Here is a 21028-nt window from a genome sequence, read left to right as displayed (position 1 = left end):
AGTTGATATGTCTCTTCGTTCGCGCTCTCGCGCCTTGCACTCGGCCCTGCTCGCTACGATTTCTTCACCAGTTCTCAGTCCCGCGGATAGCCGATCGTCACGGCATAGATCTCGGGCAGATGGCGGGCCAGGCAGGTCCAGCTGTCGCCCTCGTCGGCACTGCCCCATACCTCGCCGCTGGTGGTGCCCAGGTAGAGGCCGAGCGGCGCCTCAAGGTCGGCGCACATGGCCTGGCGCTTGACGGTCCACCAGGCCTGTTCGGTGGGCAGGCCGTGGTCGAGCCGTTGCCAGCGGTTGCCGCCGTCGCGGCTGCGATACGCCGCCGGCCGGCCGTCGGGGCTGGTGCGCGGCCATACGGCGGTGCCGTCCATGGGAAACACCCACAGCGTGTCCGCATCGCGCGGATGCACCACCAGCGGAAAGCCGATGTCGCCGACCGCCTCGGGCAGGCTGTCGCCGATGCGCTGCCAGGTGGTGGCGGGGCGGTCGAGGCGGTAGATGCCGCAGTGGTTCTGCTGGTAGAGCCGGTCGGGGCGTGAGGGGCACAGGCGCACGCAGTGCGGGTCGTGGAAGGTCGGCTGGTCGCGCGGGAAGCCTTCGACCACGTCCAGGCCATCGATCAGCGGCGCGAAGCTGCGCCCGCCGTCGGTGGATTCGTGCACCCCGCCGCCGGACATGGCGATGTACAGGTGGGCCGGGTCGCGCGGGTCGATCTGGATCGAGTGCAGCTTGGGGCCGTCGGGCGTGCCGTCCTGCTCGCTGCCCATCCATTCGCGGTATTGCGCATCGTCGTTGAGGCAGGAGAACGGCGCCCAGGTGTCGCCGCCGTCGGCCGAGCGGAACAGGCCTTGCGGCGAGGTGCCGGCATACCAGACGCCGGGCTCGTCGGCCGGGCCGGGTTCGAGCCAGAAGGTGTGCTTGACGCTGCGCCCGCTGCCGTCGGCGGCCGGCGCGAAGGCCGGCGGTTGCGCCACTTCCTGCCAGTTCGCGCCCAGATCGGTGGAGCGGAACAGCGTCGGGCCGAGGTGGCCGGTCGAGGCGGCGGCCAGCAGGGTGCGGCCGTCGCGCGGGTCGAGCACCAGGTGGTTGATGATGTGGCCGAGAAAGTGCGGGCCGTCGAGCCGCCAGTGCTGGCGCTCGGTGTCGCCGTGAAGCAGCCAGGCGCCCTTGCGGGTGGCGATGAGCAGGACGGGGTGGGGTGCGCTCATGAGAGTCTCCTTGTGCGGTGGGCTGGCGCGCTGTGGTGCGCTCACCCCCTAGTCGCTGGCACTTGGGAGAATTCGACAGCGGCCCGACGAGCGGCGCGGCCGGCGCTCAGCCCGGCACGCTGCGCCGGCTCTTGGCCGCGCAGCGTGCGGCCGGCTCTTCCGGCCGGACGGCCGCGTCATGCAGGAAGCGGGTGGTGAAGGCCTCGGCGGGTAGCGGCTTGCTGATCAGGTAGCCCTGGATCAGGTCGCAGCCCATGGTTTTCAGCAAGTCGCGCTGGGCCTGGGTTTCGACGCCTTCGGCCACCACTTCGAGGTCGAGGTTGTGCGCCAGCGCGACGATGCCGCGCACGATGGCCACATCGGTGTCGGCGTCCGCGCCGCTCGACGCGCCGCCCAGATCGGTGACGAAGCTGCGGTCGACCTTGAGGATGTCGACCGGCATGCGCTTGAGGTAGCTGAGCGAGGAGTAGCCGGTGCCGAAATCGTCGATGGCCAGGCGGATGCCGAGGCGCTTGAGGCGGTAGAGGTTGTCGATGGCCTCGCCCTGACGCTCCATCCAGACGCTTTCGGTGAGCTCGACGATGAGATCGTCGGGGACCACGCCGTATTCGTCGAGCACGCGTTCGACGGTGGCGGCGATCTGCTCGTCCTGCAGCTGCTGGCCGGAGAAGTTCACGGCCACCCGCACGCCGTGGCCGTCGGCACGCCAGGACCTGAGTTGCTCGCAGGCGGCGCTCAGCACCCATTCGCCGATGGGCAGGATGAGGCCGGTCTCTTCGGCGATGGGGATGAATTCGTTGGGACCGAGCAGGCCGCGCGTGGGGTGGCGCCAGCGCACCAGGGCTTCGGCGGCGACCAGGCGGCCGCTCTGGGCATCGATCTCGGGCTGGTAGTGCAGTTCGAACTCGCGCCGCTCGACCGCGTGGCGCAGGTCGCTCTCGAGGCGCAGGTGTTCGCTGGCGCTGGTCTCCATGGCGTCTTCGTAGAAAACGAAGCTGTGCTTGGAGTGCTTGGCGCGGTACATCGCGGTGTCGGCATGGCGCAGCAGCGTGCTCAGGTCGGTGCCGTCGCGCGGATAGAGGGCGATGCCGATGCTGGCGGTGACGAAGATGTCGTGGCCGTCGACCACGTAGGGTTCGGCCAGGTCGGTGGCGATCTTCTTGGCGACGGCGGCGGCGACCGTGGTCGAGCCGAGGTTTTCCAGCACCACGGTGAATTCGTCGCCGCCCAGGCGGGCCACGCAGTCGCCGGCGCGCACGCTGTGGGTGATGCGGCGCCCGACGGTCTTGAGCAGGCGGTCGCCGATTTCGTGGCCGAGCGTGTCGTTGACGAACTTGAAGCGGTCGAGGTCGAGGAAGAGCACGGCGAGCAGCTTGTTGTGCTCGGCGGCCGCATCGAGCTGGCGTTGCAGGTGCTCCTGGAATTGCGCGCGGTTGGGCAGGCCGGTGAGGGTGTCGGTGTAGGCCAGGTGGCGCACATGGCGCTCGGAGCGGCTGGCATCGATGGTGCGGCGCACGCGCTGGACGACGACGTTGAGATGCAGCGGCTTGGTGATGTAGTCGCTGGCGCCGGCGGCGAAGGCGCGCTCGATGGAGTGGCGGTCGTCGAGCGAGGTGATCATCAGCACCGGGATGTCCTTGCCCTGCGGCAGCTCCTTGAGCCGGGTGCAGGTGGCGAAGCCGTCGGCGCCGGGCATGACGGCGTCGAGCAGGACGAGGTCGGGGTTGCGCCGCGCGACCAGGTCGATGGCGGAGGCGCCGGCGTCGGCTTCGTCCACCATGAAGCCGTTCAGTTCGAGGGCATAGCGCAGGGCGGAGCGGGTGCTGCGGTCGTCGTCGACGACCAGCACGCGCGCTTCGGCATCGGTCGGGACGGGGGCGTTGGCCAGCGGTTCGGGCAGGAAGTCGCGCAGCGCGGTGGCGACGCGGCTGAACTCGGCGGACAGATCGGTGGCGAGGCCGACGGCGTCGAGCGCCGGGTCGTTCAGTTCGAGCTCCAGGGTCTCGGCCTTTTGTGCCAGGGTCCAGGCGCCGAGGTTGCCGGCGGCGCCCTTGATTTGATGGGCGTTGGTCTTGAGCGCCGGCAGGTCGCCGGCGGTGGCCGCCGTCTGCAGGGCCGCGAGGATCTGCGGCATGTCTTCGAGGAAGGGCCCGATGGCCTTGTCGATGGCGCCGCCGAGCGCATCGCGCAGGCGTTCGAGCACGGTCGGGTCGACGATGTGGCTGCGTGTTTCCAGGGCGTCGGTGGTGGCGTCCGGGGCGCGCAGGGCAAAGGGCCGGTCGAACCAGCGGCGCAGCGTGGCGGCGAGGGTGTCGAGGGTGAGCGGCTTGGCGAGGTGGTCGTCCATGCCCGCGTCGAGGCTGCGTGCGATGTCGTCGCGCTCGGTGTCGGCCGTCATGGCGATGATCGGGGTGTGGTGCCCGGTGATCTGCTCGCGCTCACGGATGGCGCGGGTGGCGGCGTTGCCGTCCATGCCGGGCATGTGGCAGTCCATCAGGATCAGGTCCCAACCGTCGCGGGCATGGGCGGCGAGGGCGGCCTTGCCGTCGCCGGCCAGCTCCACCGTCAGGCCGAGCATCTCGAGCATGCTGCGCACCACCACCTGGTTGGTCCGGTTGTCGTCGACCACCAGGACCTTGAAGCTGCCGACGGCGTCGGGCACGGCGGCCGGCAGCTCGGCCGTGGGGTCGGCGAGCAGGCGCAGCACGCCCGACAGCCGGGAGCGGCGCAGCGGTTTGGCCAGCGTGGTGCTCCAGTAGCGGTCGTCTTCGTCGCCGAAGCGGGCCAGCGGCGCCATGAGCACCCAGCGTGCCGAGGCGCAGGCGGCGCTCTTGCGCAGTTTTTGCAGATCGGCCGCGGCGACGGCGCCGTCGACCAGCACCAGGTCGACCGGCAGCGGGTCGCCGTCCGGCGTGACGAGGGCCTGCTCGGCCAGCCGGGGGGCGGGGCAGATCACCGTGCGGGCGCCTTGCAGGGCCAGTTCGGTGTCGAGGTAGTCGCGGCAGATGGCGCTGTCTTCGATCACCAGGATGCGCAGCCCGGCGGCGATCGGCGCGGGCGGCGGCGTCGCGGCAGCCGGGGCGGCCTGCAGCGGCAGGGTGACGGTGAAGCGGCTGCCCTGGCCGGGGGCGCTGTCGAGCGCGATGGTGCCGCCCATCAACTCGACCAGCTGGCGGCTGATGGCCAGGCCCAGGCCGCTGCCCGGATGGCGCCGGGTGCTGGAGGCGTCGCCCTGGGTGAAGGAGTCGAAGATGCGTCCCTGCAGGGCGGGGTCGATGCCCGGGCCGGTGTCGCAGACCGTGAAGCGCACGGCGCTGGCGCCGGTGCCGGGCATCTCGCTGCGGTCGATGCGCACCCAGGCTTCGCCCCGGTCGGTGAACTTGATGGCGTTGCCGAGCAGGTTGGTGAGGATCTGGCGGAGGCGGTCGGCGTCGCCGATCCAGGCGGCGGGCAGGTCCGGGGCCATATGGTGGCCCAGCTCCAGGCCTTTTTCGTAGGCTTGCGGGCTGAGGGCATCGATCAGGTCTTCGACCAGCTGACGCAGGTCGAGCGGCTGGGCGTCGAGCGCGATCTTGCCGGCTTCGAGACGCGAGAAGTCGAGCACGCCGTTGACCATGTCGAGCAGGTGGCGCGCCGAATCCCAGGCCATTTCGGTGAGCAGCTGCACCTTGGCGGGCAGGCGGCTGGCGCGCAGCATGTTGAGGCTGCCGATCACGCCGTTGAGCGGGGTACGGATTTCGTGGCTGACGGTGGCGGCGAACTGGCTCTTGAGCTCCGCGTAGGCGACGGCGCTGTCGCGCGCGGTGATCAGCTCGTGCTCGCGCCCTTCGAGCTCTTCCATCATGCGGTTGAAGGCATGCTCCATGTCGGCGATGTCGTGCGGGCCGTCGAGCTTGGCGCGGACGCCCCGTTCGCCGGCCATGGCCGAGGACATGGCGCGGGACAGCTCGCGCAGCGGGCGGGTGAGGCGGCGCGAGAGCATCTCGACCAGCACCACGAAGAAGACCGCGAACAGCAGCGAGATGGCCAGGTTGGAGAGGAACAGGTCGGTGCGCAGGGCGTTGATCACGCTCTTGCTCTGCACCACGCGGACGATGCCCAGGCGCTGGATCTGCGGTGTCTCGTCCATGGAGAACGGCGAATTGGCGTCGGGGGTGATCTGGACCGTGGCGGTAAAGCTCCAGATGTCGTCGTTTTCGAGTTCGACCGAGGCGGTCCCGGCGTAGGGGTCGCGCGGCACGTCGGGCAGCAGCAGCGTGGGCGCCCCGGCCTTGATCCGCGACAGCAGCAGCTTACCGCTGGCATCGAACATCTGCACCGCCACCACGTCGGGGAAGGAGAGGGTGGCGTCGATGGCGGCGGCGGCGTTCTCGGGCGCCGCCGACAGCAGCGCCAAGCGGCTCTGGTCGGCCAGACTGGCGACCACGCTGGCGCCCTGGCGCAGCAGCGTCTCGCGGATCTGGCGGTCGCCGCGCAGCGAGCTGGCGACCGATGCGACCACGGCCAGCAGGACCAGCCCGACGGCGATGGTCATGCTCAGTTGGGCACCGAAGCTGCTGCGGCGCAGGCGGGCGGTCAGGCTCGGCATGTGGTCGCGGTCGGGTCAGCGAACGGGAAAGAGCAGGGCCACATCTTTCAGCGAAGTCTCCAGAGTGATGCCGAGATGGCCGGCAGTCCGGGTGTTGAGGGCAAGTCGCACTTCGCGCAGCGGTTGCACCGTGCGGGCCTGGCCCGGGGTGTTGCCGAGGGCGAGCGCAGTGGTCGCCAGTTGGCGGCCCATGTCGATGTTGTCGGGATAGAGGGCGAACAGCGCCCCGCGCCGGACATGGGCCAGCGTGCTGGAAAAGACAATCAACGACCGATCCCAGGCTTGCTGAAGGACAAAAGGCAAAACGACCTGGTCGTCGAGCACCGCCGTGTCTTGCGGTAGCCAGATGGCATCACGGGCAGGGTCGGCGCTTTCGGTGATCTCGCGGAAGCGTTGCAGCGCGATGCGCAGGTCGTCCGTTTCGATAGTCACCAGCTCCAGGCCCTGCGCCTTGGCGGCCTTTTTCGCATGGGCGATCAGCCAGTCGTTCTGCCGAGCCGAGTACACCGTGAACACCCGGCGCACCGAGGGGGCGAGTTGTTTCAGGTGCTGGAACAGGAGCCGGGGATCGGGGGTGAGGCTGACCAGGGCGGTGGCGCCCGGCCCGTCGTCGGGTGCGGCGAGCACCGCGCCACCGACCACGGGGAAGGCGGCCGGCAGCGCGCTGGCGGCCTTCAGTCCGTGGCGGCCCAGCGCAATCACCACCGTGGCACCGTTCTTCTGGAGCGTGTCGGCCAGTTGCCCGGGGGTTTCCGGGTTGCTCAGGGCGACTCTGACGACCCGGTCAGGGGCGGTCAGCTCGATGCCCGACAGGATCTGTTGGAACACGCTGCGATAGGGTTCGCCCAGGTCCGGATAGACCACGGCAATGCGCCCCGCCTCGGCGCTGGGGAGGATCGTTTCGGTGTTGGCCGCCAGCGTGTAGAGGCGGTTGTGGAAGATCGGCGTCTCGATGCGGGCGAGCGAGGGGCCGCTGTCGGCCCATACGGGCGCGTCGGCGGCCAGCAGCATGAGGGCGGCGGCCAGCAGGGAGTGGACGGGGGTGCGCATGGATGGAGAGATCCAGCTCAAAAGCGCAGCGTCCCGGACAGCAGCCATGTGCGGCCCGGCAGGGGGAAGTCGTCTTGCTGGCCGGGGGATTGGCTGGGCTCGTAGGCCGCGGCATCGGCGACATTGTTGACCGTCAAGGACAGGTCTACATCCTTGAGGACATTTTCGGCGCGGACGGTGAGGTCGAGGACGACGTAGTCGGAGAGCGGGGAACGGGTGTCCGCGGTTTGATTGGGACGGGCCGGTTCCCGGCTGCGGTCGGCCACCCAGCGCAGCCTCGGCGTGAAGACAAAGCCGTCGGCGGGACGCCAGTCGGCGCGCAGGTAGGCGGTCTGGCGGGGCGCGTTGCCCGGGTTCTTGCCGGTCTCGCGGTCGCTGCTGTACTGGTAGGCGTAGTTGCCGCTGAACTTGAGCGAGGGGTCGGCGCGCCAGCTGAACTCCACTTCCAGGCCCTTGCCGTCCACGCGGCCGGTGTTCTGTGCGGTCGACCCGGTGGTCGGGTTGCTGTTGGGCACCTGGCGCAGGGTGTCGCGGATGGCGTACTGGAAGAGGTTGGCCGACAGCAGGGTGTCCTGGTCGGGCTGCCAGGTCAGGGCGGCTTCCCAGGTTTCCATCTTTTCCGGAGCGACATCCGGGTTGCCCAACGCGATCGGGTTGTTGACGTTGTATTGCTCGACGAAGGACGGGGCGCGGAAGGCGCGGCCATAGAGCAGCTTGGCACTGACCGTGTAGCCGGCGTCCCACACCAGGGCGAGGCGCGGATTGGTGGTGTGGCCGAAATCGGAGTAGGCATCGTGGCGTACGCCCGAGGTCAGCGTCCAGTTGCGTGACAGGCTCCATTCGTCCTGGGCGTACAGGTAGCGGTTGTGGCGGGTGTGCGGGCGCATGAAGGCGTCTTCCGCCGACACTTCGGTCAGGCCGCCGGGCAGTGGCGTCGGCGTCAGTCCGACGAAGCGGTAGTTCTTGGTCTCGCGCACCTTGTAGAGGTCGAGCTTCTGGTAGCCACCGCCGATGCGCACGCGATGGTCGGCCCAGCCGGTATACACCGCGGCGGCCGACAGACCGCCATGGCGCTCCCATTTGTCCGGCTGGCCCAGCATGCCTTCGGGAAAGGCGCCGCCGAAGGCGCCGGGCGGAAAGAGCTGGATGTCGGAGAAGTCCTTCATGTGCAGGAAGTGGGCCTGTACCGTGACATCCCAGTCCGGCGCCAGGTCTTGCGGATGCCAGGTCAGATCGGCGGTCCACCGCTCATTGCGCCCGCGGCCGGCCGGGTCCAGCGCGTTGGCCACGCCGGCCCCCATCCCGACATCCTTGTAGTCTTTCAAGGCGGCGCGCAATTGCCAGTCGCCCATGATCAGGTCGAGCCCGAGATCGAGTCCCTCCCGGCCGAGTGACATCGGGCCGGGGGCGAGCGAGCTTTGAGTACTGAACAATCGATCGAGCCCGGTCTGGGCGTCGTAGGCAATCGTCTGGTCGTCGCCGTCGGTCTTTTGCCAGCCGACATAGAAGCCGAGCTTGACCGGCCCGGCGGTGCCTGCGTGATTGAGCCAGACGTCGCGCGTGTTGAAGCTGCCGGTGCGCACACCGACATCCGTGCCCTGCCAATCGTTGGGGCTGCGGGTAATGACGTTGATCACGCCGGTGAAGGCATCGGCGCCGTAGAGCGCGCTGCCGGGGCCGCGGATGACTTCGATTCGCTCGATGTTGTCCACCGGCATGCCGCCCCAGACACTGCCGCGGTCGCCGGCGAAGACGCTGGTCATCGGGATGCCGTTGATCAGCAGCAGCACCTGGGGGTTGAACTGCGAAAAATTGCCGCGGAAACTGAAGATGGGGTTGAAGACCAGGCTGGAGTAGGCGATATGAAGCCCCGGCACACCTGCCAGCGCCTCGGTCAGATCGCGCGCGCCCAGTGCGAGGATGTCGTCCCGAGTGACCACGCTGGCAACGGCCGGCGCGCGCCGCAGGGGCTGGCGGCTGCCGGTGGCAATGCTCACGAAGTCCGTACCGCCATAGGCGGCCAGCAGGTCCGGGTCGGCAAAGGCGTCGGTGGCTGCCGACGCACTGCCCGCCAGGAGGATCGAACCGCCCACGATCAGCGCACGAAAATGTTTCATGCAAACCCCGAAGTCAAGCACAAGCGAACGTTATATGTTTTTTTCATGTGCGCGCCAAGCCGAAAATGCAGGGGCATTCCCGGCCTGTTTGCCGCATGGGGTCCTCAGTCCGGCCAACGCCGGGGTGTGACACCGTCATAATGCACGGCATCGACCGGAATCGGAAACAACCCGCCCGCCGCTTCCTGGTTGTGTTCTTTCCATACCGGCGGCATTCCGCCGAGAAAAATGGTGGCCAAAATGCACTCGTAGTCGTCGCGTGTCAGGCCGATATCGAGGTGGAGGGCCGAGCACAGCGCCGCGTAATTGATGCGCATCCGCCAGCGGCCTTCGGCGAGCAGCGCGTCTAGGCGGAAAGCGGTACGCACATGCGGCCCGTCGGCGAGGCCCAGGGCCCGCGCCTTGGCCATGGTGGGGGCGATCCGCTCGTCCTCGGCCACCACCGGCCGGCCGTAGCCGCCCAGCCGCCGTTCGCGGCGCAGCTTGTCGGTCGCGGCCTGCAGGAGCGCCTCGTCGGAGTCGGCGACATGCGCGCCGATGAAGTCGAAGGCGGCCAGACAGGGCCCCAGGCCGTAGATGTCCGCATCGGTCACGGCGATGGCGGCGCCGATGCCCAGCGCGGCGGAGGCACGGCTCGAGCCGGCGAGTGCGGCGACGCGGTTGTTCCAGATGCGCGGATCGGGATAGCTGGTGAAGGTCCACAGTGCTTCGAGCATGTCGCGCTCGTTGTCGCCAAGCTCGCGTCCGGTCAGCGAGAACAGATACAGATCGAACCAGCGCTTGTCGACGGTGAATTCGTGCAGGTCGTGGCCGCGAACGCGTGCGCTGTGGCCGGGGAAAAAGCCGCCCAGACGGGTCGTCACATGGCCGATTCGGGCTTCATAGTCTTTCGGATCGACTCGGCTCATGCGTCGTCACTCCTTGTGATGTCGTTGAGGGCGAAAAACGGGAACTGCTTGTGGCGCTTGCCCGATTGCTCGACGGCATGGGCCAGCGTGCCGGGCAGGCGCAACAACAGAAACAGCGCCTCGCCCTGATCCAGGTCCATGCCCAGGTCGGTGAGTGCGGCGGCCGCCACGCCGGTCAGGCTCAGGCCGCATCGGGCGGCGTCGGAGAGCGATGGCTCGTGCTGGTGCAGCCAGGTGAGTCGGCGTGCCAGCGAGGCCCGGCCCAGCGCGGCAAGGCAGTCGAGAACGCTGTGCGCGGTATGGTGGCTCAAGGGCGAGAAGCCGGGCCACATGCCGGTGTCGTCGGCTTGGTCGGTGAGCGCGTCCGTGACGCGATCGAATGCCTCCCCGGCGGTCGCCCAGGCGCTCATGGCGCGTCGCAGTTCGCCGGCGCCGCCGTGATCTCCGCTGGCGACGGCCAGTGCCGCCACCAGGCTGGCGGCCGGAGGCGATCCGCCGACGCCGCCGCACATGGCCGCGTGCACCGACGGGTCGCGCGGGCCCGGGTTGGCCAGCGCGACGGCCAGGCGTTCGAGCAGTGCCGACTGGTCCGGGGTCGGTGCCTCGCCGGTGAACAGCAGCCACAGCATCTCCACCCAACGGGCACGGCCCACCAGATCGCCGTAGTAGTCGTAGCCGAAGAGGCGAACGTTCTGTCCGAGAAACGGCGATCTGGGGTCCGGCGACTCGTCCCAGATGCGGGTATGGATGCGCTCGCTCATCACACCGTCCCCAGCGCTTCGAGGCGCATGCGGATGGGCGGCTCCTGCTCCGTGTCGATGCGCACGTCGAGCAGCGTGGGGCCGTTGCGCGAGAGCAGGCCGACCAGATCGAGGGCGGCCAGTTCGGCTTCCGAACGAATGGCGATGCCTTCGATGCCCAGGGCGCGGGCCTGTGCGGCGAAGTCGATGGTCGGCAGATGGAAGCCGATCGGCTCGGCGTTGGCCAGGCGCTGGCCGTGCTTGACCATGCCCAGCGAGGCGTCGTTGAGCACCACGAACAGCACCGGCAGGCGCTCGGTCTGGGCGACCGTGATTTCCTGGCCACTCATCAGGTAGCTGCCGTCGCCGGTGAGGCAGACCACCGGCCGGCCGCGTCGTGCCAGTGCGACACCGATGGAACAGCTGATCGCCCAAGCCATGGGGGCGAAGTCCATCAGTACGCGCAACCAGCTGGCCGCCGGGTTGCGTTGATGGCGAGCATCGGCGCTCGCCGGGCGGTGGCGGCGACAGTTCAGTTCCAGGTGGTGGATGGCCCAGGCGGTGCTGTTGCCGGGGTCGGCGACGAAGTTGACGGTCGGCGGGCAGCGCTCGGAGAGCACTTCCATCAACACCTGCGGGCGCACGCCCGGCGCGATGTGTGCCGGCGTGGCCGGCAGGCGTGAGCTCTTCACAGGGGCCGCCGGCGCCGGCGTGACGGGGCGTGCCGCGTCCATCGCCAGCAGGCGGTGGGCGACGCTGACCGGATTGCCCGACACCTGCAGGCGTGCCATGGATGAGCGTTGCAGATGCTCGGCCCGGCTGTCGATGTGGATCAGGCGATCGTTCAGCAGCACATCGCTCCAGCCGGCGCTGGTCCACTCGCCCAGGCTCACGCCGACCGCGACGATCAGGTCGGGATCGGCCGTCAGCAACTCGCGCGCCTGCGGGTGGCCGGCAAAACCGAAGACGCCGTGATACAGCGGGTGGGCGGGGTTCACGAAACCCTTGGCGTCCGGCGTGGTGACGAAGGCGGCGCCGTGACGCTCGATGAGCTGCAGGAACAGGTCCACCGCGCCGCCGGCGCCGCCGCCGAGCAGGAAGACCGGCCGGCGCGCTGCGCCGAGGGCGTCGAAGACGGCCTGCACGGCGTCTTCGTCCACCAGCGCGGGCGAGCGCAGCATGCGCCGGAGCCCCTTGGCCGGCCCCTGCCATTCGGCGGGGGCGGCGCTGCGCTGGATGTCCACCGGGATGGTCAGGTGGGCGGCGCCGCGGTTCTGGAAGGCATAGGCGAGCGCGCTGACGATCTTCGGCTCGGCCTGTTCCGGATGGGACAGCAGCGTGTTGTAGCCGGTGCAGTGGCGGAACATGCCCAGCGTGTTGACGCCGGTGCAGCCCGATTCCTGCAGCGCGCGCCGGCCGAAGGCGGTCAGCTTGGGCTGGCCGGTGATGGCCAGCAGCGGGATGCCGTTGTCGTGGGCGCAGGCGACGCCGGTGATCAGGTTGGTGGCGCCGGGGCCGGAGGTGGCGATGCACACGCCGAGCCGGCCGCTCTCGCGCGCATAGCCTTCGGCCATGTAGGCGGCGCCGGCCTCATGGCGCGTGGTGATGACACGCGGGCCGTTGCGGCGGGCGCTGCGGGCGAGCGCGTTGTAGATCGGTTCGATGGCGCCGCCGGGGACGCCGAACACGTACTCGACGCCGATCTGTTCCAGGTGGGCGACGATCAGATCGGCGACGTCCGGCTGCTTGTGGGTGTCTTCGGGCCGCATGAAGGCGGCAGGATTCGGGCGATCCATGGGTGTGTCAGTCCTTGTAACGTGTCATGTTCAGAGTGGCTCTTGTTCCTAGCCAAACGTCGTATAAGCACGTCATGGAAAGAGCCCTGGGTTGTTTCGCTGCGCACGGTAGTTCAGGCGCGATTCTACGACCGTGAGCTATTCAACATACATGACTAAAGTCATAGACTGAGGCGGCCCTTGTGTGAGGTATTTGGCATTCCGAAAGCCCGGGGCGGCGTTCCGCACAAAACAAAAAAAGGGGCCGCGATCGCGGCCCCTGGCGGGATGGGTGGCTGAGGCGGTCAGCGCTTCAGCGGCGGGCGTTCACAGCAGCACCCGCTCGATGCCGCCGTGGTTGGCGCGGTCGACATACTCGGGCAGCCAGTTGTCGCCGAGCAGGTGCTTGGCGATCTCGACCACGATGTAGTCGGCCTCGATGCCGCCGCCGTCGTTGGCGTAGCGCGACAGGCCCTGCAGGCAGCTGGGGCAGGAGGTGAGGATCTTCACCTGCGCGTCGGCATCGCCCTCGCGCAGCGCGGCGGCGCCCTTTTCCATCTCTTCCTGCTTGCGGAAGCGCACCTGGGTGGACACATCCGGCCGTGCCACGGCCAGGGTGCCCGACTCGCCGCAGCAGCGGTCGTTGAGGTCGACCCGCGTGCCCATCAGCTCGTTGGCCACCTTGATGCCCGAGTAGATCTTCATCGGCGCATGGCAGGGCTCGTGGTACATGTACTTCTGGCCGGTAATGCCCTCCAGCTTGACGCCCTTTTCCATCAGGTATTCATGGATGTCGATCAGGCGGCAGCCGGGGAAGATCTTGTCGAACTGATATTTCATCAGCTGATCCATGCAGGTGCCGCAGGACACCACCACGGTCTTGATGTCGAGGTAGTTGAGCGTGTTGGCGACACGGTGGAAGAGCACGCGGTTGTCGGTGGTGATCTTCTGGCCCTTGTCTTCCTCGCCGGCGGCGGTCTGCGGATAGCCGCAGCACAGGTAGCCCGGCGGCAACACGGTGGTGCTGCCCACGTGATAGAGCATGGCCTGGGTGGCCAGGCCGACCTGGCTGAACAGGCGCTCGGAGCCGCAGCCGGGGAAATAGAACACCGCCTCGGACTGCTCGGCCGGCACCTGCGGATTGCGGATGACGGGGATGACCTTGTCGTCCTCGATGTCCATCAGCGCGCGGCTGGTGCGCTTGGGCAGGTTGCCCGGCATCGGCTTGTTGATGAAGTGGATCACCTGCGCCTTGATCGGTGCCTTGTGCAAGGTGGCCGGCGGTTGCGTGACCTGCGACTGGATCAGGCCGAGCGAGCGGGCGGCCTTGTGCGCCCAGCGCTGCGCCTTGTAGCCCCACTCGATCATGCCCTTGCGCATCAGCTTGATGGTCGCCGGGTCCTTGACGGTGAGGAAGGCCATGGCGGCCGCCTTGCCGGGGTTGAAGGACTTCTTGCCCTGGTTGCGCAAGAGGTTGCGCATCTTGACCGAGACATCGCCGAAGTCGATATCCACCGGACAGGGCTTCTCGCACTTGTGGCAGATGGTGCAGTGGTCGGCCACGTCTTCGAACTCGGCCCAGTGCGCCAGCGACACGCCGCGGCGGGTCTGCTCCTCGTAGAGGAAGGCTTCGACCAGCAGCGAGGTGGACAGGATCTTGTTGCGCGGGCTGTAGAGCAGGTTGGCGCGCGGCACATGGGTGGAGCACACCGGCTTGCACTTGCCGCAGCGCAGGCAGTCCTTGATGTCGTGGGCGATCTCGCCGATCTCGGTCTGCTCCATGATCAGCGACTCGTGGCCCATCAGCCCGAAGCTGGGGGTATAGGCGCGGTCGAGGTTGGCGCCGCGCTGCAGCTTGCCGCGGTTGAAGCGGCCTTCGGGGTCGACCTTCTGCTTGTAGGTCCAGTAGCTGGCCATTTCCTCATCGGTGAGGAAGTCGAGCTTGGTGATGCCGATGCCGTGTTCGCCGGAGATCACGCCGTCGAGCGCGCGGGCGATGGCCATGATGCGGTCCACCGTCTCGTTGGCGGTCTGCAGCATGGCGTAGTTGTCGGAGTTGACCGGGATGTTGGTGTGCACGTTGCCGTCGCCGGCATGCATGTGCAGGGCCACGAAGAGGCGGCCGCGCAGCACCTGCGCATGGGTGGCGTCGATCTTTTCGCGCACCGGGCGGAACACGTCGCCGTCGAAGATCTTGACCAGGCGGGCGCGCAGCTCGTTCTTCCACGAGGTGCGCACCGAGTAGTCCTGCAGACGGTGGAAGAGCACCGGGTCGGTCGCGGTGTTGGTCAGCTCGCCGGCAACGATGCCGAACTCGTCGAAGCGCGCCTCGGCCTCGGCCAGCGGGGTGTCGAGGTGATTGAGCAGCCACTGCCAGCGGGTGCGCACGCGCGACACGTAGTCGAGCGCGGCCTGGCGGCGGTCGCCGATGATCTCGGCCGGGTCGATGTCGGCATCATGGGCGTGCAGCGGCAGGTCGCCGAGCAGCACCTCGGTCAGCGCATCGCACAGGGCGAGCTTGTTCTGTGTCGACAGCTCGATGTTGATGCGCTCGATGTGGTCGCAGTAGTCGCCCATGCGCGGCAGCGGAATCACCACGTCTTCGTTGATCTTGAAGGCGTTGGTGTGGCGCGAGATGGCGGCGGTGCGCGAGCGGTCCAGCCAGAACTTCTTGCGCTGCTCGTCGGAGACGGCAATGAAACCCTCCGAGCCGCGCGCGTTGGTCATGCGGATCACGCTCGAGGCGGCCTTCATCACCGCGTCTTCGTCGGCGCCGACGATGTCGCCCACCAGCACCATCTTGGGCCGACCGTGGCGCTTGGCCTTGGTGGTGTAGCCGACCGCCTTCACGTAACGCTCGTCGAGGTGCTCCAGGCCGGCCAGCTGCACGCCCAGGCCGTGGCCTTCGCCGCCGGGCTTGAAGTAGTCGGTGATCTCGACGATGGCCGGCACCGCTTCGCGCACCTGGCCGAAGAACTCCAGGCACACCGTGCGGGTCACCGGCGGCATCTTGTGCAGCACCCAGCGCGCGGCGACGATGATGCCGTCGGTGCCTTCCTTTTGCACGCCCGGCAGGCCGCCGAGGAACTTGTCGGTCACGTCCTTGCCCAGGCCGTCCTTGCGACAGGCCGCGCCGGGCATTTCGAGGATTTCCTCGCCCAGCGGCTTGGTGCCCGAGGCGTCGAAGCGCTTGAGGCGGAAGCGCACCACCTCCTGCTCGTGGATCTTGCCGAAGTTGTGGTCGAGGCGCTCGACCTCCAGCCAGGTGCCGTCCGGCGTGACCATCTTCCACCAGGCCAGGTTGTCGAGCGCGGTGCCCCACAGCACGGCCTTCTTGCCGCCGGCGTTCATCGCCACGTTGCCGCCGACACAGGAGGCCGAGGCCGAGGTCGGGTCCACCGCGAACACGCGCCCGGCCGCCGTCGCCGCTTCGGCCACACGCGCGGTGACCACGCCGGCGCTGGTGCGGATGGTGGCGTAGGGTTCGCGCATCGGGCCGTCGAGGCCGGGCAGCACCTTGTCCTCGACCGGGCCGATGTCGATCAGCTTTTCGGTGTTGATCACCACCGAGCGCGCATCCAGTGGCACGGCGCCGCCGGTGTAGCCGGTGCCGCCCCCGCGCGGGATGATGGTCAGGCCCAGCTCGATACAGTCGCGCACCAGATGGCCGATTTCGGCCTCGGTGTCCGGGTACAGCACCACGAAGGGGTACTCGACCCGCCAGTCGGTGGCGTCGGTCACATGCGAGACGCGCGCATGGCCGTCGAAGCAGATGTTGTCCTTGCGGGTATGGCGCGACAGCACGCGGGTGGCCTGGCGGCGCAGGTCGAGGGTTTCCTGGAACTGCACTTCGAAGCGCGCCACCGCCTCGCGTGCGGCGCGCACCAGTTGCTCGACCTTGCCGCTGCGATCCTCATCCTCGGCCTGCGAATCGACCCGCCGCTTGTCGATCTCGTTGAGCCGGTGGCGCAATGCGCCGACCAGCGCAGCGCGGCGGTCGCGGTTGGCCAGCAGGTCGTCCATCAGGTAGGGGTTGCGCTGCACCACCCAGATGTCGCCGAGCACCTCGTAGAGCATGCGCGCCGAGCGGCCGGTGACGCGCTCGCTGCGCAGGGCGTCGAGCACCTGCCAGCTCTCTTCGCCGAGCAGGCGGATCACGATCTCGCGGTCGGAGAACGAGGTGTAGTTATAGGGAATCTCTCGCAGGCGCTGGGTCATCGGCGTGTCTGGCGGTGGGGTGGGGGGAAACGATGCATTCTATCGAACTGCGGTGCACCATGCAGCCCCAATCGATACCCCTCTTTCCAACAAGGCTTTGATTTTCGACGCATATCTGCGGCCGATCCGCCCCGTGTCCCGCGTGTTTTCGCCTTTAGCAAAATTTGAAGCTTTGCTGATGCAACTCTTAAGAGCGGCAGGCCTGCCGCCTTCGTAAGCTGGCCACTCGAATCAATCGATGGAGTCCAGCATGAAACGGTTTACCCAAGCGATCCTGACCGCCGCGCTGTGCAGCAGCCTGCCGGCCCTGGCCGACGCCACAGACGCGGTGGCGCGTGGCCGCTACCTGGTGGAAGTGGCCGACTGCAACGGCTGTCACACCGCCGGATTCGCCGAGTCGGGCGGGGCGGTGCCCGAGGCCGACCGGCTGACCGGCATGAATGTCGGCTTCAGCGGCCCGTGGGGCGTGAGCTATCCGGCCAACCTGCGCCTGTCGGCCGCCGGCATGAGCGAGCGCGACTGGCTGGCCCGGGCCCGTGCCGGCGGCCTGCCGCCGATGCCGTGGCCGGCCTTGAAAGCCATGAGCGACACGGATCTGCGCGCGATCTACGCCTACCTGCGCGCCCTCGGCCCGGCCGGTGTGGCGGCACCGGGTGCCCTGCCGCCGGGCGCGCCGATCCCCACCGCGCATTTCGTCTTCGTGCCGCAGCCGCCGACCCGGGTTGCCAGCGCCGCGGGCAAGCACTGAGGAGGAGAACATCCATGCGATTCCTGCGTTCCATCACCCCCGAGCGTCCCGACCTCTACCACGGCATCCACAAGGGGCTGCGCCTGTTCATGGGCGAGGTGCTGACCGAACTCGGTCGGCTCGATACCGATGACGAGACGGCAGTGATCGAGGCGCTGGCCGCGCTGCAGGTGCTGATCGGCTTGTGCCGCGATCACCTGACCCATGAAGACCAGGTGATCCATCCGGCGCTCGAGGCCTTGCAGCCGGGCAGCGCCCGCCGCGCCGCGCACGACCATGCCGATCACGCGGCCAGCCTGCAGTTGCTGGGGCATCTGGGCGAGGAGTTGCGCGATGCGCGCGGGCCGGCCCGCGCCCGTGCCGCGGCGCGGCTGTACCGGCAGTTCGGCGCGTTTGTCGGCGAGAACCTGCTGCATATGTACCTGGAGGAAACCGAGCACAACGAGATCCTGTGGGCCGGGCTGAGCGATGCACAGATCCTCGGGCTGCACGAGCGCATCGTGGCCGGGCTGTCGCCGGCGGACATGCGCCTGGCCATGGGGTGGATGATCCCGGCGATGCGTCCGGCCGAACGGCTGGCGATGTTGGCGCCGCTGCGCGCCAAGTTGCCGGCGGCGGCCTTCGACGATCTGCTGGTGAGCTTGCGGCCGCGCCTGGGGGCCGAAGGCGTGCAGCGGCTCGACGCCGCTCTGCGTCAGGCCGCCTGAGCGCTGCCGGCGATGAGGCTGACCGGTCGCGACAGCACCAGGCGGATGCGGCCGCGGCCGGCCTTCTCGATGCGCAGGTCGGCCTGGCGGTCTTCGAGCCGGCGGCTGAGCAGGATCAGCCGCGCGTCGAGGTTGTCGCACACCTCGGGCAGGCGCAGGCGGGCGTCGAGGCGCATCTCGCGTTTCGAGAACTCGCAGCGCCCCAGCATCTGGTGATCCTGCAGCAGGGTCCACAGAATGCTGCCGGCCACGCCCTTGATCAGGTAGGTGTCGTCGAGAAAGAGGCTGCCGTCCTGGTCGAAATAACGCACCCGCAGCGGCGGCGCGGCGGCGTCGGGCGGCGGCTGCGCCGGCAGGGCCGGCGTGCCGTCGTCGTCGAGGGCCTCGGACTGCAGGGCGCACATGCTCGGGCCGAGCAGGGCGCACAGGGCCACCAGCGCGTCTTCCATGTCGTAGTCGAAACGGCACAGCTGGTCGCTTTCGACATACAGCACGGCCATCAGGCGGTCGCCGGCGAGCACCGGCACGGCGAGCTGGCTGGACGGGTCGGGCAGGCCGGGCAGGGGGATGGCGGCTTCGAGCTGCTCGGCCAGTTCGCCCCCTTCGAGCTGCTCGCGGATGGCGCGGCTGTAGGCGTACTCGGCGGCCGGAAAGATGATGCGGATCGGTGCCTGCTCGCGTGCCGCCACGCCGATTACGCCGACACCGTAGGGAATCTCGGCGCCGGCGCCCGAGCTGGCATAACCGCGGCTGGCGACGATGTACAGGCGATGGCCGGCCTCGTCGGCCATCAGCAGCATCTGGTAGTCGATGCCGAATTGGCGTTCCAGGCACTGCGCCAGCGTGTCGATGAGCTGGTCCAGGCTGCGACAGCGGCTCAGGGCGTCGACGCTGCGGCGCAGCGCCGGCAACAGCGGAGCGCGCGCGACCGGTGGCGGCAGCTGCCGGCCCGGCACCGCCTCGATCGCCAGCACCCGGTAGATGTCCGCGCCGCGCAGACGGAACACGCCGGCCATGCCGGTGTGCGAGGCAATGCCGGCCAGCGTGGCCTTCATGCGCTCGAACAGCGGGCCGGCGGTTTCGGTGCGCAGGTAGCGGATGCTCAGCCGGTAGCGGGCGGCGGTGTCCGGGTCCATCATCAGCACGGTGGCGTGCGGATTGGCCAGGATGTTCTCGCGCGTCTTGTTGAAGAACTGGAAGGACAGCGCCACATGCTCCGGGTCCACGTACATCAGCTGCGACACGTAGGTGACGTTGGGCGTGCCGTCGGGCGCGCAGGTGGCCAGCCCGGCCGGGACGATGCCCTCCAGGCAGTTGCGCAGGGTGTCGAGGGTGAGGGCCGGACTCATGGCACGGCGCTGCCGGCGCTCAGGCGTTGGCCCGCTTGCGGTCCGGGTGTCTGGCCGAAGACTTCGTCGGGCGTGAAGCGGATGACCCGCAGATCCTCGACCGGGCAGGCCAGCAAGGTGCGCACGAAGGGCTCCGGCGTGCCGAGGGTGGCGAGACGGGCGACCAGCCGGTCGGTGTAGGGGGCGAGGAAGGCCGCATCCGCGGCGTCGGGCGCACAGGGGCCGGCATCGCGCCCCTTCAGCTGGACGGTGCGATGGCTTTCCGGCTCGCTGAACACCGCTGCGATCCGGCCGTTGGCGGCCAGGCAGCGCAGCACCGGCTCGGCCTGCGGGCCGGCGACCAGCAGGCGCAGCCGGTCGCGGTCGGCCGGGTCGCGCCGACAGCCCAGGCCGCGCACCAGCGTGGCGATGCCCCGCGCGTCGCTGGCGGCGATGTGGATCGACAGGTGGCTGGTGACGAAATCGGCCAGCGCAGGGGTGAGCACGGGGGGCGGTGTCATCTCGGCATACCCGGACACGACACGCTAATTTACTGCAATCCGGCTGGGCCGTGGCGGGCTTGCGCCTAGTCGACCGCGGCGGTCAGCGCGATCTCGATTCGCCAGCCGGTCTGCGCCAGCGCGGCCACCTGAACGCAGGCGCGGCAGGGCGCGGTGCCGGCGGGCAGCCAGGCATCCCAGACGGCGTTCATGCCGGCGTAGTCGTCCATGTCGGTGAGGTAGATGGTGGCCATCAGGATGCGCGACTTGTCACTGCCGGCCTGGGCCAGCAGGCGGTCGATGCTGCCGAGAATCTCGCTGGTCTGGGTCTCGATGTTGGTGTCGATGCTGGCGGGCACCTCGACCGTGTATAGCGTGTGGTTGTGCACCACGATGTCGGAATAGCGAGCGGTGGTGCCGAAGCGGGTGAGCGACATGGTCGGGTCCTTGCGTGTGTGGATGCGGCCGGGGGATCTGGCCGTCACTGTAGCGCGGTTCCGGCCCGGCATTTTCACCGGGACGGGCGAATGGCGAGCCGGATTGTGGCGGGATTCATGTCAGCGTGCCAAGCCAGTGACGCGGATCGGCTGCTTGCGCCCGTGTCTCCAGGGTGTGCGGGCTATAGCGTCATGCCGGCGAGGATCAGCCCGTAGCGCGCGAGCTTGCCGAGGCCCATCCAGACGGCGCAGGCGATCGGCGGCAGGCGCAGCCAGCCGGCGGCGGCGCACAGCGCGTCGCCGATCACCGGCGCCCAGGCGAGCAGCAATACCGGGGCGCCGTGGCGTTCGATCCAGGCGGCGCGTGGCGGCGTGGCAGCGTGCGGGATGGCCCGCGCCATGACATAGGTCGTCATGCCGCCGAGGGTGTTGCCGACGGCGGCCAGCGCCAATGCCGGCCAGGCCTGGTCGGGATGCAGCTGCACAAAGCCGGCAAAGACGATTTCCGATCCGCCGGGCAGCAGTGTGGCGGCCAGGAAGCTGGCGACGAACACCGCGCCGAGGCCGGCATCGGGGCCGGGGTCGAGCCAGGTCAGTAGTTCCATGAGGGTTCGTCGATGGGGGGTGGGGGATTGTCTCGCATCCGAGGCCGGATTGTGCCTTGCCGCGCTGCGCCATGCCCTGCTACCGTGCACGTTTCCCTT

General features: G+C 68.8%; 14 protein-coding genes. 2 read left to right on the top strand and 12 right to left on the bottom strand.

What is annotated here, in order from left to right; all coding sequences use genetic code 11:
• Positions 1-74: 74 nt before the first annotated feature.
• The 8 genes from I8J34_RS20680 to I8J34_RS20645 all read right to left on the bottom strand — a co-directional run bounded on the left by I8J34_RS20680 (position 75) and on the right by I8J34_RS20645 (position 16604).
• Positions 75-1208: a WD40/YVTN/BNR-like repeat-containing protein gene (locus I8J34_RS20680; protein WP_214363538.1), complete on the bottom strand. Its 1134-nt coding sequence runs from the start codon at positions 1206-1208 to the stop codon at positions 75-77.
• Positions 1209-1314: 106 nt separating this feature from the next.
• Positions 1315-5796 carry an EAL domain-containing protein gene (locus I8J34_RS20675; protein WP_214363537.1) on the bottom strand — a complete coding sequence of 1494 codons (4482 nt, stop codon included), beginning with the start codon at positions 5794-5796 and terminating at the stop codon, positions 1315-1317.
• Positions 5797-5811: 15 nt separating this feature from the next.
• Positions 5812-6846, bottom strand: coding sequence for an ABC transporter substrate binding protein (locus I8J34_RS20670; protein ID WP_214363536.1), 1035 nt, complete (start codon positions 6844-6846; stop codon positions 5812-5814).
• Positions 6847-6863: 17 nt separating this feature from the next.
• Complete coding sequence (locus I8J34_RS20665; protein WP_214363535.1) at positions 6864-8963, bottom strand: TonB-dependent receptor plug domain-containing protein; 2100 nt, start codon at positions 8961-8963, stop codon at positions 6864-6866.
• 104 nt (positions 8964-9067) lie between these two features.
• Positions 9068-9871 (bottom strand): citrate synthase family protein, encoded by an 804-nt coding sequence (locus tag I8J34_RS20660; protein ID WP_214363534.1) that lies wholly within the window; start codon positions 9869-9871, stop codon positions 9068-9070.
• On the bottom strand, positions 9868-10632 hold the full coding sequence (locus I8J34_RS20655) for a citrate synthase family protein (RefSeq protein WP_214363533.1): 765 nt from the start codon (positions 10630-10632) through the stop codon (positions 9868-9870). The genes I8J34_RS20660 and I8J34_RS20655 overlap by 4 nt, the downstream gene beginning before the upstream one ends.
• Positions 10632-12407 carry a thiamine pyrophosphate-binding protein gene (locus I8J34_RS20650; RefSeq protein WP_214363532.1) on the bottom strand — a complete coding sequence of 592 codons (1776 nt, stop codon included), beginning with the start codon at positions 12405-12407 and terminating at the stop codon, positions 10632-10634. The genes I8J34_RS20655 and I8J34_RS20650 overlap by 1 nt, the downstream gene beginning before the upstream one ends.
• Positions 12408-12713: 306 nt before the next feature.
• Positions 12714-16604, bottom strand: a complete 3891-nt coding sequence (locus I8J34_RS20645; RefSeq protein ID WP_214363531.1) for a DUF3683 domain-containing protein — start codon at positions 16602-16604, stop codon at positions 12714-12716.
• 250 nt (positions 16605-16854) lie between these two features.
• On the opposite strand from I8J34_RS20645, the gene I8J34_RS20640 reads away from it, so the two are divergent.
• Positions 16855-17352: a c-type cytochrome gene (locus I8J34_RS20640; RefSeq protein ID WP_214363530.1), complete on the top strand. Its 498-nt coding sequence runs from the start codon at positions 16855-16857 to the stop codon at positions 17350-17352.
• 14 nt (positions 17353-17366) lie between these two features.
• Positions 17367-18059, top strand: coding sequence for a hemerythrin domain-containing protein (locus tag I8J34_RS20635; RefSeq protein ID WP_214363529.1), 693 nt, complete (start codon positions 17367-17369; stop codon positions 18057-18059).
• On the opposite strand, the gene I8J34_RS20630 is transcribed toward I8J34_RS20635, so the two are convergent.
• From I8J34_RS20630 to I8J34_RS20615, 4 genes are all read right to left on the bottom strand, one after another.
• Complete coding sequence (locus tag I8J34_RS20630) at positions 18047-19408, bottom strand: pyridoxamine 5'-phosphate oxidase family protein (RefSeq protein ID WP_214363528.1); 1362 nt, start codon at positions 19406-19408, stop codon at positions 18047-18049. The two genes, I8J34_RS20635 and I8J34_RS20630, sit on opposite strands and share 13 nt — an antisense overlap.
• Positions 19405-19908: a pyridoxamine 5'-phosphate oxidase family protein gene (locus I8J34_RS20625; protein ID WP_214363527.1), complete on the bottom strand. Its 504-nt coding sequence runs from the start codon at positions 19906-19908 to the stop codon at positions 19405-19407. The genes I8J34_RS20630 and I8J34_RS20625 overlap by 4 nt, the downstream gene beginning before the upstream one ends.
• 65 nt (positions 19909-19973) lie before the next feature.
• Positions 19974-20324: a RidA family protein gene (locus I8J34_RS20620; protein WP_214363526.1), complete on the bottom strand. Its 351-nt coding sequence runs from the start codon at positions 20322-20324 to the stop codon at positions 19974-19976.
• 182 nt (positions 20325-20506) lie between these two features.
• Positions 20507-20929, bottom strand: a complete 423-nt coding sequence (locus I8J34_RS20615; RefSeq protein ID WP_214363525.1) for a YqaA family protein — start codon at positions 20927-20929, stop codon at positions 20507-20509.
• Between the last annotated feature and the right edge of the window lie 99 nt (positions 20930-21028).

The sequence above is a fragment of the Denitromonas iodatirespirans genome (assembly GCF_018524365.1).
Lineage (GTDB): Bacteria > Pseudomonadota > Gammaproteobacteria > Burkholderiales > Rhodocyclaceae > Nitrogeniibacter > Nitrogeniibacter iodatirespirans.
This window is presented reverse-complemented; position numbering and strand designations above follow the sequence as displayed.

What these genes read in the sequence shown, in the direction of transcription:
- I8J34_RS20680 (WP_214363538.1), bottom strand. Translation starts at nt 1,208, where the DNA reads ATGAGCGCACCCCACCCCGTCCTGCTCATCGCCACCCGCAAGGGCGCC.
- I8J34_RS20675 (WP_214363537.1), bottom strand. Translation starts at nt 5,796, where the DNA reads ATGCCGAGCCTGACCGCCCGCCTGCGCCGCAGCAGCTTCGGTGCCCAA.
- I8J34_RS20670 (WP_214363536.1), bottom strand. Translation starts at nt 6,846, where the DNA reads ATGCGCACCCCCGTCCACTCCCTGCTGGCCGCCGCCCTCATGCTGCTG.
- I8J34_RS20665 (WP_214363535.1), bottom strand. Translation starts at nt 8,963, where the DNA reads ATGAAACATTTTCGTGCGCTGATCGTGGGCGGTTCGATCCTCCTGGCG.
- I8J34_RS20660 (WP_214363534.1), bottom strand. Translation starts at nt 9,871, where the DNA reads ATGAGCCGAGTCGATCCGAAAGACTATGAAGCCCGAATCGGCCATGTG.
- I8J34_RS20655 (WP_214363533.1), bottom strand. Translation starts at nt 10,632, where the DNA reads ATGAGCGAGCGCATCCATACCCGCATCTGGGACGAGTCGCCGGACCCC.
- I8J34_RS20650 (WP_214363532.1), bottom strand. Translation starts at nt 12,407, where the DNA reads ATGGATCGCCCGAATCCTGCCGCCTTCATGCGGCCCGAAGACACCCAC.
- I8J34_RS20645 (WP_214363531.1), bottom strand. Translation starts at nt 16,604, where the DNA reads ATGACCCAGCGCCTGCGAGAGATTCCCTATAACTACACCTCGTTCTCC.
- I8J34_RS20640 (WP_214363530.1), top strand. Translation starts at nt 16,855, where the DNA reads ATGAAACGGTTTACCCAAGCGATCCTGACCGCCGCGCTGTGCAGCAGC.
- I8J34_RS20635 (WP_214363529.1), top strand. Translation starts at nt 17,367, where the DNA reads ATGCGATTCCTGCGTTCCATCACCCCCGAGCGTCCCGACCTCTACCAC.
- I8J34_RS20630 (WP_214363528.1), bottom strand. Translation starts at nt 19,408, where the DNA reads ATGAGTCCGGCCCTCACCCTCGACACCCTGCGCAACTGCCTGGAGGGC.
- I8J34_RS20625 (WP_214363527.1), bottom strand. Translation starts at nt 19,908, where the DNA reads ATGACACCGCCCCCCGTGCTCACCCCTGCGCTGGCCGATTTCGTCACC.
- I8J34_RS20620 (WP_214363526.1), bottom strand. Translation starts at nt 20,324, where the DNA reads ATGTCGCTCACCCGCTTCGGCACCACCGCTCGCTATTCCGACATCGTG.
- I8J34_RS20615 (WP_214363525.1), bottom strand. Translation starts at nt 20,929, where the DNA reads ATGGAACTACTGACCTGGCTCGACCCCGGCCCCGATGCCGGCCTCGGC.